Below are 14,040 nucleotides of genomic sequence, written 5' to 3'. Positions count from 1 at the left end.
AACAGCAAATATAGGAAAAAATGTTATCAACTGTACTAATTTTGCTTTATACAAAAAACATTTTTTTGAAAGTGATTATGGAATTGAGAAATATAAATACCAAAAAATCAATAGAATTGTACATTCCCGATGTAAGTTCGAAAGTAAAACTACCTTTTTTTGACGTTGGTATCAGCGCAGGTTTTCCTTCGCCTGCTGATGACTTTATCGAATTATCGATTGATCTCAACAAAGAATTCATCAAACATAAATATACTACTTATTTCGCCAGAGTTAAAGGAGATTCTATGAAAAATGCCGGTATCAATGATGGCGATTTATTGATTATTGATAAAAGTCTGGAACCTCAAAACAATAAAATTGCTGTTTGCCAAATCGATGGCGAATTTACTGTAAAGCGTATCAGAATAGAAAAAGACATCATCTGGCTTATTGCCGAAAATGAAGATTATCAGCCTATAAAAGTAACTCCGGAAAATAATTTTGTGATTTGGGGAATTGTAATTCATAGTATTAAATCTTTTTAGAAATGTTTGCTTTAGTCGATTGTAACAATTTTTATGCTTCTTGCCAAAGAGTATTTGAGCCACGTTTAAGAGGAAAACCTATCGTTATTCTCTCTAACAATGATGGCTGTGTTATCTCACGATCTGATGAAGCCAAGGCTTTGGGCATACCAATGGCTATTCCTGCATTTAAGTATGAATCTGTTTTTAAAGAAAAAAACATTTTTGTTTATTCTTCTAATTATCCTCTATACGGCGATATGAGTAATCGGGTCATGAACCTGCTTCAAACATATACTCCCGAAATCGAGATTTACAGTATTGATGAGGCTTTTCTGAAATTTTCAGGTTACGATTTATTTGATCTGAATATACTGGGTTTAAAAATGCGGAAAGAAGTCACTCAAGGAACGGGTATTCCTGTCAGTATCGGTTTTGCACCTACCAAAGCTTTGGCTAAAATGGCGAATAAAATTGCCCGAAAATTTGCAGATCGTACGCAGGGTGTTTATTGTATTGACTCTGAAGAAAAAAGAATTAAAGCATTAAAGTGGACTAAAATTGAAGACGTTTGGGGAATTGGAAGAAAACACGCTAAACGTCTTAAATTAAAAAAAATCAACACGGCTTATGAATTTACCCAGCTTCCGGATGCCTGGGTAAGAAAAGAAATGTCTGTAGTCGGGCTTCGGCTAAAGCATGAATTAGAAGGAAAACCAACTTTGGGATTAGAAGAGGCCGCAGACCGAAAAATGATTGCCACTACGAGATCTTTCGAAAAAAGGTATACTACTTTTGAAGAGATTTCAGAACGAATCAGCACGTTTACAGCTTCTTGTGCTGAGAAATTAAGGCGTCAGGATTGTCATTGCAATATGGTAACTGTTTTTATCCAGACTAGTTTTTTAAAGAACGAACAATCACATTATTCGCGAAGCATTACTATTACTACTGATTTTCCAACCAATTCGACAATAGAACTTAATGAGGCCGCACAAAAAGGATTTAAAGCTATTTTTAAAAAAGGGTATCGCTATAAAAAAGCGGGAGTAATCGTAATGGGCTTAACGCCAAATAGTGAAACGCAGCTTAATTTATTCGAAACTTCAAATCCTAAACATCAGCCTTTAATGAGTGTAATTGATAAAATGAATCAGAGCTATGGTAATAATAAAATTAAATTCGGCGTGCAGTCGTTGGGGCGGCAATGGAAAATGAAGCAGAATAGATTATCTCCCAAGTTTTCTACTTTACTCAAAGATGTTATTACGGTTAAAGTTTAAATTTTAAATATAAACAACAGAAAAACAATCGGTTTTACGTTATATAAAGATGAAAAATACGGAATATGCCATAGTCGATATTGAAACCACAGGCGGAAATGCCAGTGGCAGCCGCATTACAGAAATTGCCATTATTATTCATGATGGTAAAAATGTAATTGACCGTTATGAAACGCTTGTAAATCCAGAAAAAGATATACCACTGTCTATTTTTGGCTTAACGGGTATTAATAACGAAATGGTAGCTAATGCCCCTATTTTTGATGATATTTCGGAGAAAGTATTAGAAATGCTTACCGATCGTGTTTTTGTTGCTCATAATGTCAACTTCGATTATTCATTCGTACATCATCAGCTGGAACAAGCGGGTTTTAAATGGTCTGCAAAAAAACTTTGTACGGTTCGTGCAGCACGAAAAATCAAACCGGGTTTAGGTTCTTACAGTTTAGGAAATCTTTGCAACTCCTTAAATATATCTTTAGAAAACAGACACCGTGCGGGCGGAGACGCAGATGCAACAGCTATTTTATTTTCGCTTTTACTGGAATGGGACGATGCAGGAGAAATTGATAAAATGATCAAAAAAACGGCACAAGATCAGCGTTTGCCACCGAATCTTCCGCCTGATGATTTTAATAATTTACCCGAAAAACCAGGCGTGTATTATTTTTACAATCAACAAAAAAAGGTGATTTATGTGGGGAAAGCCATCAACTTAAAAAAACGTGTGGCTTCGCATTTCAGCGGTAACAATATTAATCCGCAAAGACAGCACTTTTTAAGGGATATTCATGGAATTTCCTTCGAAATCTGTGGTACTGAATTAATGGCACTTTTATTAGAATGTACCGAAATCAAAAAGCTTTGGCCAACTTACAACAGAGCATTAAAACGCTTTGAAGCGAAGTTTGGGATTTACCAATATGAAGCCCGAAATGGATATAAGTATCTGGCCATTGGAAAAGTGAGTAAATTTCAAATCTGCATTCATGAGTTTAACAGCCAATATGATGGAATTAATTTACTGCGAAGTCTGGCGGAACAGTTTGAAATCGATCATAGATTCTGTAAATACACAAGACCCGAAGAAGGGGAACTTTTTCAAAATAATGAAGTAAAAGATTTACCTGATGTTTTGCTTCACAACGAGCAAGTCGACAATGCAATTGATTTTTTATTAACCAACAGACCCACTTTTGCGATTATAGACAAAGGAAGATCAAAGGACGAACGCAGTTGTATTTGGATCGAAAATGGTCGTTTTTATGGAATGGGCTATATTCCGTCAGACATTTCGATTCATGATCCATTAGAAGTAAAAAACTATACTGAACCTTACAAAAGTAATCAATATATCGAGCATTTAATTTTTGCTTACGCAGAAAAACATCCCGGTAAAGTATTCTTTAACAAACAGTTCCTAAAATAAGAATATAAAACCAATCTAGATTAAATGCTTAATAATCAGTAAATTTAATGATACAAATTAACTAAATGTACCATGAAAATAGCAACATATAACGTAAACGGAATCAACGGACGCCTGCCTGTATTATTGCGCTGGCTTGATGAAGCCGCACCAGATATTGTCTGCCTGCAGGAATTAAAAGCTCCGCAGGATAATTTTCCGCTTAAAGCGATTAATGAGGCAGGTTACAACGCTATTTGGCACGGACAAAAGCAATGGAACGGCGTTGCAATTCTCGCCCGAAATATGGAAATCGAAGAAGTAACACGCATTCTTCCGGGAGATGAAGAAGATGTTCAGAGCCGTTATATAGAAGCTTTGATTAATGGAATTGTAATTGCCTGCCTTTATCTACCAAATGGAAACCCTGTGCCGGGACTAAAATTTGAATATAAGTTGAAATGGTTTGATCGTCTTGCTGAACGTGCAGCAACATTATTGAATCTAAAAATTCCTGTAGTTCTAATTGGCGATTTTAATGTTATGCCAACAGAATTGGATGTTTACAAACCCGAAAAATGGGTTAATGATGCTCTTTTCAGACCCGAAGTTCGAAAAGCTTTTGCAGCTATAGTTTCACTTGGCTGGACAGATGCGATTCGGAAATTATATCCTGAGGAGAAAATTTACACTTTTTGGGATTATTTCAGAAATGCTTACGAGCGAGATGCCGGTTTGAGAATCGATCATTTTTTAATGAGTCCACAAATTGCTTCAACATTGCGCTCGGGCGGTGTTGACCGTCATGTGCGAGGCTGGGAAAAAACAAGCGATCATGCTCCTGTTTGGATTGAAATTGACAAAAAATAAATGGAAAATGACATTATTTAACGACACCGAATTATTTACCCCAGGTTTGGCAGGAAAAAAAGTATTTGACATCCCTGATTCTGAATTGATTTTGATTGATAATTTCTTTACAAAAGAAGAATCTGATCGTTTTTATGAAAGACTGCTTCGTAAAACGAAATGGAGAGAATATGAAATGGAAATTTACGATAAAACCTATACGGTTCCCAGAATGATCGCCTGGTATGAAGACAAGGATAACCCCGGAGCTGATCAAAAAGGCCCCGACTGGAATTACGAATTACTGACTATTAGAGGCCGAGTAGAAAAAGAAACACAGCTGGATTTTAATACCGTTTTACTTAATTTATATAGAGATGGAAATGACGGCGTAGGCTGGCACAGCGACAAAGAACACAATACGGGCCCAAACCCGGTTATTGCTTCGGTGACTTTTGGAGAAACAAGAATGTTCAGGCTTCGTCATAAATTCAACAAGGAAATTCCGCAGGTCGAAATTCCGCTGCATCATGGGTCTTTTTTACTGATGGCAGGAACCACAAATAGTTTTTGGCAGCACCAGGTTCCCAAAACGGCACGGAATGTTTTACCAAGAATCAATCTTACTTTTAGACAAACCAAACGAAGTATATGATTTATAAACAATTCTAAATGAGTTTTTTTTACCGTTTAATAACGATGAGGAAATTTCTGTCGAAAAAAGTTAAAATACTGATTGTATGAAGGTTTTATTAGGCAGACCCTTTCTTTTTTACTAGTTTTGCAACCCTTTTTTAAAATATAATACCAAAATGGCTTATTCAAACAATGATTTAGCGCGTTTTTTAGATGCGCAAAATAAACTTTATCTTACTGCCCTTGCTGAGATCAAAAAAGGAAAAAAAGAAACACATTGGATGTGGTTTATTTTTCCTCAGATTAAAGGATTGGGTACTAGTGATACTTCAAATCTTTATGCGATTGCCGATCTAAAAGAAGCTTCAGAATTTCTGGAGCATCCTATTTTAGGAAAACATCTTATTGAAATTTCTGATATCTTATTGACTTTTAAAAGAAAATCAGCTGACGGAATTTTTGGCGATTTAGATGCTCGAAAATTACGATCTTCAATGACTCTTTTTTCGATGGCCGAAAATACGAGCCCTATATTTCAGGAAATTTTAGATGCTTTTTTCTCTGGAGAATCAGACCCGCTTACAATATCTATTATTAATTCAACTATAAAATCATCTACTGAAGCTGTTGTTGTATAGTTTACAGTACTCATAGATTTTTACGTATAAAGGCACTGCAGTTATGTAGTGCCTTTTTTGTTTTATCTGCTAAGTTTACGCTGTCAAAAACACGAAAATATAAAGTTTTATATTTGTATTCTATTTAGTTTTACCTTGCATAAAAAACCAAATCATGACCGAAAAAATCAAAACCCTTCAGATTATTCACCTTGCTGTTTGTGCAGGAACAATTGTTGCCTATTACTTTTTAGGCGAAATTTCAGTCGAAAAATTGAATATTCCTAATATTGATTCATCATCATTGGTATATGTTTTTATTCCCGTTTTAGCTTTTGTTTTGAGTACTTTTTTATTCAAATCTCAATTAAAACAAATTGATCCTAAACTAAAAACCGAAGATAAATTGCCAATTTATCAGGCAGCATCTATAATGCGATGGGCGATTTTAGAAGGCGCCGCTTTTTTAATCTTATTTTTAAAACCAGATTTCGTGTTATTCGGAATTCTTATTATTATATATCTTATTTTCCTAAGACCTACAGAAGAAAGAGTTAATAACGATTTAAATAATCTTTAGTTCTTTAACCGAAAGATGCAGAAATAAAACTTAGCGACTTAGCGTCTTGCGAGATTATCTAAAATCTATTCTCTTTTCTCTATTCTTTTTTAAGTAGCGAAATCTCAATAAATAAAATTCGATTCACGATATATAACAGCTTATCAAAAACATAAAATGCCCGAAACTCTTTATTTTTCGGGCATTTTTTATGTGGCATATGTATTGGTTTCTTGCAATCAATTAACATTAAACCACATGAATTATGAAAAAATCAATATTTATTTTATGCTTCATCTTTTTTAATTACACTGTTTCGAAGGCCTGTGACAAATGCGGAACTTACAATAATAGTGACTTTAAGATAAAATCGGCCACAATTACTCACAAAGCAGATTTAGGTATTACGGTTTGGGATATTAAAGTTGAAGGAACCGCCGGTAAAACAATGCCGAAACCTGTTGGTCAATTAAATGGGGCACCTGTTTTAGCTTATGTTTTTCCAACCACTTTAAAATCATCTGATATAGGTTTCGGTCAAGCCGAAGGAATTGTAGCTTTAGCACTCACCTCACATCCTGATTTTGAAGATACCCCGCTGTGGGATGAAAATCTGGACGGAAATTACCTTAATGACGGCTTGGTTTGGCATGCTCACTGGGTTCTTTTAGTTGAAGATAAACGTGTTGCGGGAGGTCTTTCGGTTAGAGAATTTACAAAAGGAGATCCAAATGTTGTTCTTCCTCCAACAAATCCCGGAATGGCGATGTATATGGATAGTCCCGGTTTTAATATCGTTTCTAAAGGAAATTCTATAAAAGTAATTGTTCCGAATTTTAGAATCAATAACAAGACAAATTTCAAGTTCGATGCTGTAAGCTGTTATATGGAAGTCAGCACTGGAGCAGGTGGTTCGCATGAAGGAGAAGGAACAAAACCAATGCTGGGCGTTTACAAAGTTTATACCGTTGCCAGCGGAAATCTTTCACTTCCTTATTCTGTCAAATAAACTCGCTTTGCTAAAGTTTTATTTGCTCAGGTCTTACAGATTAAATGGGTTTTCACTGGTTATTTAATTCAATTGCATAGTTTTAATAAAACAGCGTAAACCCATTTAATCTGTAAGACCTTGGGCATATTTATATTTTTTTGAGGAATTTTATTTTTGGTTATAAATTTGTTTGCACAAAAAAGCGCCTTGAGATTATCAAGGCGCTTTGGTATTTATTAAAGTTTTTCAACTTGAAACTTCAAACATAAAACTTGAAACAAATCTTTACTCTTTTGGTTTTGTTAAGTAGTAAACCGGAATCCCTGTCAGCATAATCAATACTCCCCATCCGCAGGTTGAGAATTTTGTGATTAATAATGAAACACAAATTGCCGCTGCTATGATGATGTACAATAATGGTAAAAATGGATATCCAAAAGCTTTATAAGGTCTTTCTGCGTCTGGCATTTTTTTACGCAAAATAAAGATTCCATAGATTGTTAAAATGTAAAAAATCAAAACAATGATGATTACGAAATCTAATAAGTCACCGTATTTTCCAGTCAAACATAAAGCCGAAGCCCAGATACATTGTGCCCAAAGCGCCCACGCAGGAACACTAGATTCGTTTAGAACAGCCGCTTTCTTAAAGAATAAACCATCTTTTGCCATTGTATAATAAACTCTTGCACCAGCCATAATTAATCCGTTGTTGCAGGCAAAAGTCGAAATCATAATCATGATTGCAATAATCAACGTTCCAATATTTCCAAAAATATATTGTGAAGCTACAACGGCTACACGATCAGATTTTGCTGTTGCGATTTCATCTAATGGAATTACCGCCAAGTACATGATATTCGTTAAAACATAAATAATTGTTACGATAAAAGTTCCCAGAAATAAACTGAAACCTACATTACGTTTTGGATTTTTTATTTCTCCGGCAATAAAAGTAACACCATTCCAGGCATCGCTTGAAAATAAAGAACCAACCATTGCGGCAGAAATTCCAGTAATTAAAGCTGTTCCGCCAATTGGCAGCCAAGAACCCGTTTCTTTATCAAACGAACGTGTATTCCATGCATCAGCCCAGTTGGCATCCCAAACCGAAGCTTTTGCTGCAAGCGTTAATCCAAAAACAATTAATCCCAGTAATGATAAAATCTTGATAATAGTAAGAACGGTTTGAAGAATTTTTCCGTTTTTGACACCACGGCTATTAATATAAGTCAATAAAATTATGGTGAAAATTGATACTAACTGCGCTGCATTGAGTTTGAATGCGCCAATTTCATAAAGTATATTTTCATCACTCAAAGGTTCGTATAAATAAGCAGCAAATTTTGAGAAAGCTACTCCAACCGCTGCAATTGTTCCGGTTTGAATTACCGCGAAAAAACTCCAGCCGTATAAAAAGGCAATTAATTTATTGTAAGCTTCTTTTAAGTATACATATTGTCCTCCGGCTTTTGGAAACATGGCGCTTAATTCGCCATAACTTACGGCTGCGATAATGGTAATTAATCCTGAAATCAGCCAAATTAAAGTAAGCCATCCGGCAGATCCAACTTGCCTGGCGATATCGGCACTTACAATAAATATTCCAGATCCAATCATAGAACCCACTACAAGCATGGTTCCGTCTAATAATCCTAGTTCTCTTTTAAAGTGTTCTTGGTTTTCTTCTTGCATTTTTTTTGTTTTTGGGTTGGTTAAAGATATACTTTTTTCTGAAATTTTAGATTTTCTGTTATAAATTTTCGGAGTTTTCAATACGTTTTAGGTTTTTCAATTAGAAGGTTTCACTGTAATTTTTTACTTTTTCAAGTCATTACATTACAGATACCCAAAGAAGAAATACAGAATGCAAAAATGGCTGTGGTCATTTTTGGCATGAATTTGAATTTTAATATTCAAAATTTAAGTAACATACTATTTTACAACTTTTTTACATTAAACAAAAAATCATTCTTTACTATCACATTTTTCATCAAATAAAGTAATAATCAAATGCTGTTTTTAAATTTACAATTATTTAAAACAAACATAAAATTTTAATTATCAATTGTTTAAATTTTAAATATAAAAATAAACAAGAAAAAAGCAACCGCTTGTAAAAAGATACATATTTTTTACTAAATTTGGTTAAAGGCTCAATAAGTCTTAAAATTTAAGTATTTTTATTAACAATTGTTTATTTTTAATCTTTAAAATAGTCAGCCTCAATACTATTCTAAAAAGAGAAAATCATACAAGCTTGATATAGACCGGATATTAATATTAACCTACTAATATGAAAATCACACAAAAGATTCGATCTTTAAAGAGCTTTCGCCTGCCTAATGTTTTTATTTTAATTCTGATCGTTTTTATTTCGTGTGCATTGCTAATTTGCATCAACTTTTTTACAATCAAAATACTATCTGCAAACAGAGCCTATGTAAATGGTGAATCTCATTACTCGAAAGGTCAAAAAGATGCTTCGCTCCATCTTATTACCTATCTGTACAACAAAGACCCAAATCAGTTTAAATTATACACAGAAGAACTAAAAGTACCTCAAGGCGACGGAATTGCCAGAAAAACACTTTTAAAGGCCGGCGACAATAAAGTAGCAAGGCAGGGTTTTACGATTGGCCGAAATCATAAAGATGATTTAGATGACCTTGTCTGGCTATTTGTGAATTTTAAAAATGTCCCTTTTTTAGCAAAGGCAATTCATGAATGGGAAGAAGGAGATGCTTTAATCGAGAAACTTTTTATTATTGGAACTCAGGTTAATGCTAAAATCCAGCATAATACTTTAACAGCCGCAGATCAAATAAGTTTTCTTCACCAAATAAGCAGTATAAGCGCCAAACTTACCATTAACGAACGAAATTTTTCGAATACGCTGGGAGAAGGAACTCGTAAAATCAAAAACTTACTTATCATTACTAATATTATTTTCACTTTAATAATCATTTTAAGTGTTTGTTCTTATTATTCGATAATGGTAAAACGTTTAATTGTTTCCAAAAAGGAAATTGAAGTCAAAAATGAAGATTTAATTTTGGCGAATAACGAGTTAGACCGTTTTGTATACAGCGCTTCGCATGATTTAAGATCACCTATAACTTCTTTAAAAGGCTTGATTGAAATTACACAATTAGAAGATGATGTTGATCAAATAAAAGATTATCTCCGTTTGATGTATCAGAGTCTTGCCAAACAAGATCAATTTATCAGCGATATCATTGACTATTCTAAAAACAAACGGAAACAAATTATTATGGAACCTGTAAGTCTGCAGGAAATCTTTAATGAAGCCATTTCGCAATTGATGCATATTGAAAATGCCAGTAAAATAACTTTCACACAGGAATTATTAGTTGATCAGATTGAAAGTGACGGTCTGCGTTTAAAAATCATTATCAGCAATTTACTTTCTAACGCTATTAAGTATGCCGATAACACCAAACAGGAAATGTTTATTTCGATTAAAACTTATATTCATGAAGGTTTTAATAAAATCGAAGTCTCTGATAATGGAATTGGAATTAATGACGACTGCAAGGATTATATTTTTGAAATGTACTTTGGAACGAACAAAAATAAAGGTTCAGGATTAGGTCTTTACATCGTTAAAGAAGCAGTAGAAAACATTAAAGGAAATATTTCAGTGTTTTCTGAAAGCAATATTGGAAGTAAATTTATTGTAACAATACCAACTTCTTATGGGGCTTAAACCTTTATTTCTATTAATTGAAGACAATTTAATTGATCAGCTTGTTACAAGAAAACTGCTGAAAAAAGTTCTGAATATAGATCAGGTTTCTGTGGCCAATAACGGACTTGAGGGCTTACAGTGGATTATTAAAAATAAAAAAATCTCCCACTCTTTAATTATTTTATTAGATATCCAGATGCCGATAATGAATGGCTTTGAATTTCTGGATATATTCGAAACTCTAAATGAAGAAATTAAAAACGAAATTCAGATTTTCGTAATGTCTTCTACTTTAGATCAGGAAGAAATTGAGCGCATCAAAAACAATATATATGTAAAGGATTTTTTAAATAAACCCTTTCCAATCGAAGAATTAAAAAAACAACTTACCAGTAATTTTTTATTCTAGAATGCGATTTATTTGTGAAAAAGCTCTTTGGTAATAAGCTTCTTTGGTTGAAGAAATCATAACACCTCCATGAGTCGAAGAATGAACAAATTTGATTTCACCATCAGTATTTTCAACTACCATTCCTACATGATTAATATGGCGTCTTCCATTAGTTCTAAAGAAAATCAAATCTCCTTTTTGTGCTTCAGTAGAAGCAACTTTTGTCCCTATACGGGATTGCTCGATGGAGCTTCTTGGCAGTTTTATATCAAAATTTCCGAAGGTGCAGAACATTAAACCAGAACAATCAAAACCTGCTTTTGTAGTTCCGCCAGAACGATAACGGGTTCCGATATTTTCTGTTGCATTTAGAATTAATTGGTCAATTAAATCAGAGTGATTACCATTATAAACAAAAGTGGAATCCTTTTTAATTACTCCATTGTCTGCAACTTGAGTTGTAGGTGCAGTACTCGGATTTTCTAATTGAGGTTCAGGAGAACTTACAGAACCTGCAGCATCTGCTTTTTCTTTGGCTGTCCTTATTTTTAAAACATATCCAACAGGCAGTTTTCCTTTTATAAAAGGATTTTGACGTTCTAATTCTTTTACCGTTATTCCGTATTTCTTGGCTATCGCGTATTTTGTCTCTTTTGGCTGTACCTCAACAACAATATCAACATCTGTTCCTGTAGTACTTTCTGGTTTTTCAGCTGTCTGAGTTTGAGATACAACAGGAGTGTCTTTCGTATTCTGATCTGTTTTTTCCCCAGAAGGACGAATTTTCAACATGTAGCCTACTCCTAAATTCCCTTTAATAAAAGGATTTTGACGTTCTAGTTCTTCAACAGTTATTCCATATTTCTTGGCTATTGAAAATTTTGTTTCCTTGGGCTGTACTTCAACGATAATTTCTCCGTCTGCTGCCGGAATAATTTCTGGCCTTGCTTCATTCGTTTTAACTATATTTTCTGAAAGCACCGGGGTATTAGAAGGAATATTAAGCTGTTGCCCTATTTTTAATCCATCTGTTTCTAACGTTGGATTTGCTTTTTTCAAATCATCAACAGAAACATTGTATTTTTTAGCGATTCCCCAAAGTGTTTCTTTTTGCAAAACTTCATGTGAACCAGAAGTAGTATTAGCTATTGTCTGAGTAGTATTTTGCGAAGGTTTTGCGTTTTTATTCGGAACTAATAAAATTGAATTGAGTTTTAAAACTTTAGGTGCATCTGGATTTGCCTCTTTAATATCTTTAGCTTTTACTCCATATTTTTTAGCAATTACAGTAAGGTTTTCTCCTTTTGAGATTTTATGTTTGATAAATTTTTCCTGAGAAAAAGCTCCAACACTAAAAAAAAACAATACTATAATTAATCTAAAAACCATATTTACCTATTAAAGTTTATTACTCCTTTTTTAAGTTTAGACAATATTTTAAACTCAAAAAGCGCAAATATATTACCTAAAAAGCGAATTTAACTTTTTAAACTAAAAAACAAACCTTTTTTAACAACTAATTTACTTCGATTTAACAAGCTCGGCATAAAAATTGAGCCAACTTTTTGAACCGCAGTTTTTTAAGAATTTTCATAACATTTATAAAAAACTAAAACAACCTAACCTTAAAACTAATGAAAAAGCTGTTTTTTATTTTTCTTTTATTTCCGATATTTTCAATTGCGCAAGAATTAAAAGGAATTGTTGTTTCTGCCAGTAATCAACCTGTTCAAGATGTGAACATTTCCTATTTATCTAAAAGTATAACGGCTTTAACTGATGATAAGGGACAATTTAGTTTAAAATCTGAAATTAATTTCCGTGAAAATGACACCCTGCAATTTTCTCACATTAGTTATAAGACAACAAAAATTACTGTAAATGAACTTAGAAAGGCAAATTTTAAAGTTATTTTAAAACAAAAGACAGAAGATTTATCTGAATTAACAATTAAAGCTAATCATGAATTAAAGCTAAAATCAAAATTAAATTTTAATGAATTAGCTCCTTTAAAATATGCTATTTTCTCCTTCGGATCATTTTTAAAAGATGGAAAAATTTATGCTATTGGCGGAAATGGATCCCGCGAAGCTGATTCATGGAAGAAACTCTCTGCAGAAAAAGTAGAACCTACTTTAAAAGATCTTCAGGATGAATTGAGCCGGAATGCCACTTTTCTATTTTACAAGGGAGATTTCCTTACTTATGACATAAAAAATGACGCATGGGAAGTTTCACCAACAAAATTCACTAAAAGAGCGCATCACAATATCCATTTGTTTGACAATTCAATTTATGTATTAGGCGGAAAAAGAATTTCTGTGAATGGAAAATTTGAGTATTTACAAGATCAAATCGAGGTTTTAGACCTCACTAAACAAACTATTAAAGTTGATAACACAAATCCGCATCAGGCTGCTGATTTTGCTTCATTTACCTATAAAGATAATATTATTGTAATGGGCGGTTCTGTAAAAATGACCGAAAGCGGCAAAAAAGATTTTACCCATAAAGTGCATTTATACAATATTAAAACGGGTTATTGGTACGAACTTGCAAATATGTCGACAGCGAAGGAAGTAAATGGAATTTTGATTGATGACAAGATTTTTTTAATTGGAGGAAATAATGGAAAACCTTTATCTGAGATAGAAACTTTAGATTTAGTTACTGAAAAATGGGAGACAGAAGGTCATCTTTTTTCGAATATGGAAAGACCCGCTATTACTTACCATAATAATATAATCTATTTTTTTGAAGATCAGAAAATGTATGTTTATCATATAAAATCAAAGGTTTTAAAAGAATATCTAGTTGATCTTCCTTTAAAATTGAGTGCCATGCATTTTTACAACGATAAATTGTATATCATTGGGGGATATACTTATAATGATTATTCTAAAACGCCATCTGATAAAACCTATAGTATTTCAATTGGGGAGTTTGAAAACACAAAACCAAATCGCTTTAAAACTTTATCTCAGGAATCAGATTTGGTTAAAACTAACTAACGCTTATTTTTTTACTAACACGAATAAAAAACGCTCTGTTTTCACAGAGCGTTTTTGAGATATAATAAATCTTAAAG

The 14,040-nt window shown here is 33.2% G+C and carries 14 protein-coding genes; 12 read left to right on the top strand and 2 right to left on the bottom strand.

Annotated elements, in window-relative coordinates; translation table 11 throughout:
- Positions 1–77 precede the first annotated feature (77 nt).
- From ASD98_RS13120 to ASD98_RS13085, 8 genes are all read left to right on the top strand, one after another.
- Entirely contained in the window at positions 78–527 is a 450-nt protein-coding gene (locus tag ASD98_RS13120; protein WP_082577847.1) for a LexA family transcriptional regulator, read from the top strand.
- A 2-nt stretch (positions 528–529) separates the two neighbouring features.
- Positions 530–1,789 (top strand): Y-family DNA polymerase, encoded by a 1,260-nt coding sequence (locus ASD98_RS13115; RefSeq protein ID WP_056205384.1) that lies wholly within the window; start codon positions 530–532, stop codon positions 1,787–1,789.
- 49 nt (positions 1,790–1,838) lie between these two features.
- Positions 1,839–3,218: an exonuclease domain-containing protein gene (locus ASD98_RS13110; RefSeq protein ID WP_056205382.1), complete on the top strand. Its 1,380-nt coding sequence runs from the start codon at positions 1,839–1,841 to the stop codon at positions 3,216–3,218.
- A 72-nt stretch (positions 3,219–3,290) separates the two neighbouring features.
- Entirely contained in the window at positions 3,291–4,067 is a 777-nt protein-coding gene (gene xth, locus ASD98_RS13105) for an exodeoxyribonuclease III (RefSeq protein WP_056205379.1), read from the top strand.
- Positions 4,068–4,074: 7 nt separating this feature from the next.
- Positions 4,075–4,701 (top strand): alpha-ketoglutarate-dependent dioxygenase AlkB, encoded by a 627-nt coding sequence (locus ASD98_RS13100; protein ID WP_056205452.1) that lies wholly within the window; start codon positions 4,075–4,077, stop codon positions 4,699–4,701.
- Between the two features lie 157 nt (positions 4,702–4,858).
- Positions 4,859–5,320: a DUF1810 domain-containing protein gene (locus ASD98_RS13095; protein ID WP_056205377.1), complete on the top strand. Its 462-nt coding sequence runs from the start codon at positions 4,859–4,861 to the stop codon at positions 5,318–5,320.
- 154 nt (positions 5,321–5,474) lie between these two features.
- Complete coding sequence (locus ASD98_RS13090; RefSeq protein WP_056205376.1) at positions 5,475–5,879, top strand: hypothetical protein; 405 nt, start codon at positions 5,475–5,477, stop codon at positions 5,877–5,879.
- A gap of 244 nt (positions 5,880–6,123) precedes the next feature.
- Positions 6,124–6,867, top strand: a complete 744-nt coding sequence (locus ASD98_RS13085) for a hypothetical protein (RefSeq protein ID WP_056205373.1) — start codon at positions 6,124–6,126, stop codon at positions 6,865–6,867.
- A gap of 267 nt (positions 6,868–7,134) precedes the next feature.
- Here ASD98_RS13085 and ASD98_RS13080 read toward each other — a convergent pair whose 3' ends face one another.
- On the bottom strand, positions 7,135–8,544 hold the full coding sequence (locus ASD98_RS13080; RefSeq protein ID WP_056205451.1) for an APC family permease: 1,410 nt from the start codon (positions 8,542–8,544) through the stop codon (positions 7,135–7,137).
- Between the two features lie 143 nt (positions 8,545–8,687).
- Between ASD98_RS13080 and ASD98_RS24575 the strand changes: the two genes are divergently transcribed.
- The 3 genes from ASD98_RS24575 (at position 8,688) to ASD98_RS13070 (ending at position 10,970) form a co-directional block, all read left to right on the top strand.
- Positions 8,688–8,762 carry a DUF5958 family protein gene (locus ASD98_RS24575; protein WP_369814767.1) on the top strand — a complete coding sequence of 25 codons (75 nt, stop codon included), beginning with the start codon at positions 8,688–8,690 and terminating at the stop codon, positions 8,760–8,762.
- 383 nt (positions 8,763–9,145) lie between these two features.
- On the top strand, positions 9,146–10,579 hold the full coding sequence (locus ASD98_RS13075) for a HAMP domain-containing sensor histidine kinase (RefSeq protein WP_056205371.1): 1,434 nt from the start codon (positions 9,146–9,148) through the stop codon (positions 10,577–10,579).
- Positions 10,569–10,970, top strand: a complete 402-nt coding sequence (locus tag ASD98_RS13070) for a response regulator (protein WP_056205370.1) — start codon at positions 10,569–10,571, stop codon at positions 10,968–10,970. The genes ASD98_RS13075 and ASD98_RS13070 overlap by 11 nt, the downstream gene beginning before the upstream one ends.
- Here ASD98_RS13070 and ASD98_RS13065 read toward each other — a convergent pair.
- A complete protein-coding gene (locus tag ASD98_RS13065; protein ID WP_082577843.1) occupies positions 10,962–12,341 on the bottom strand; it encodes a C40 family peptidase in 1,380 nt (459 codons plus the stop codon). The two genes, ASD98_RS13070 and ASD98_RS13065, sit on opposite strands and share 9 nt — an antisense overlap.
- 245 nt (positions 12,342–12,586) lie before the next feature.
- Between ASD98_RS13065 and ASD98_RS13060 the strand changes: the two genes are divergently transcribed.
- Positions 12,587–13,963, top strand: a complete 1,377-nt coding sequence (locus ASD98_RS13060) for a carboxypeptidase-like regulatory domain-containing protein (RefSeq protein WP_056205367.1) — start codon at positions 12,587–12,589, stop codon at positions 13,961–13,963.
- Positions 13,964–14,040: the final 77 nt, after the last annotated feature.

Origin of the sequence: Flavobacterium sp. Root186 (assembly GCF_001428525.1) — a bacterium.
In the GTDB taxonomy this organism is placed as follows: domain Bacteria; phylum Bacteroidota; class Bacteroidia; order Flavobacteriales; family Flavobacteriaceae; genus Flavobacterium.
This window is presented reverse-complemented; position numbering and strand designations above follow the sequence as displayed.

Coding starts and splice junctions, on each gene's coding strand:
- ASD98_RS13070 (WP_056205370.1), top strand. CDS start 10,569: ATGGGGCTTAAACCTTTATTTCTATTAATTGAAGACAATTTAATTGAT.
- ASD98_RS13115 (WP_056205384.1), top strand. CDS start 530: ATGTTTGCTTTAGTCGATTGTAACAATTTTTATGCTTCTTGCCAAAGA.
- xth (WP_056205379.1), top strand. CDS start 3,291: ATGAAAATAGCAACATATAACGTAAACGGAATCAACGGACGCCTGCCT.
- ASD98_RS13080 (WP_056205451.1), bottom strand. CDS start 8,544: ATGCAAGAAGAAAACCAAGAACACTTTAAAAGAGAACTAGGATTATTA.
- ASD98_RS13095 (WP_056205377.1), top strand. CDS start 4,859: ATGGCTTATTCAAACAATGATTTAGCGCGTTTTTTAGATGCGCAAAAT.
- ASD98_RS13075 (WP_056205371.1), top strand. CDS start 9,146: ATGAAAATCACACAAAAGATTCGATCTTTAAAGAGCTTTCGCCTGCCT.
- ASD98_RS13090 (WP_056205376.1), top strand. CDS start 5,475: ATGACCGAAAAAATCAAAACCCTTCAGATTATTCACCTTGCTGTTTGT.
- ASD98_RS13065 (WP_082577843.1), bottom strand. CDS start 12,341: ATGGTTTTTAGATTAATTATAGTATTGTTTTTTTTTAGTGTTGGAGCT.
- ASD98_RS13100 (WP_056205452.1), top strand. CDS start 4,075: ATGACATTATTTAACGACACCGAATTATTTACCCCAGGTTTGGCAGGA.
- ASD98_RS13060 (WP_056205367.1), top strand. CDS start 12,587: ATGAAAAAGCTGTTTTTTATTTTTCTTTTATTTCCGATATTTTCAATT.
- ASD98_RS13085 (WP_056205373.1), top strand. CDS start 6,124: ATGAAAAAATCAATATTTATTTTATGCTTCATCTTTTTTAATTACACT.
- ASD98_RS13120 (WP_082577847.1), top strand. CDS start 78: ATGGAATTGAGAAATATAAATACCAAAAAATCAATAGAATTGTACATT.
- ASD98_RS13110 (WP_056205382.1), top strand. CDS start 1,839: ATGAAAAATACGGAATATGCCATAGTCGATATTGAAACCACAGGCGGA.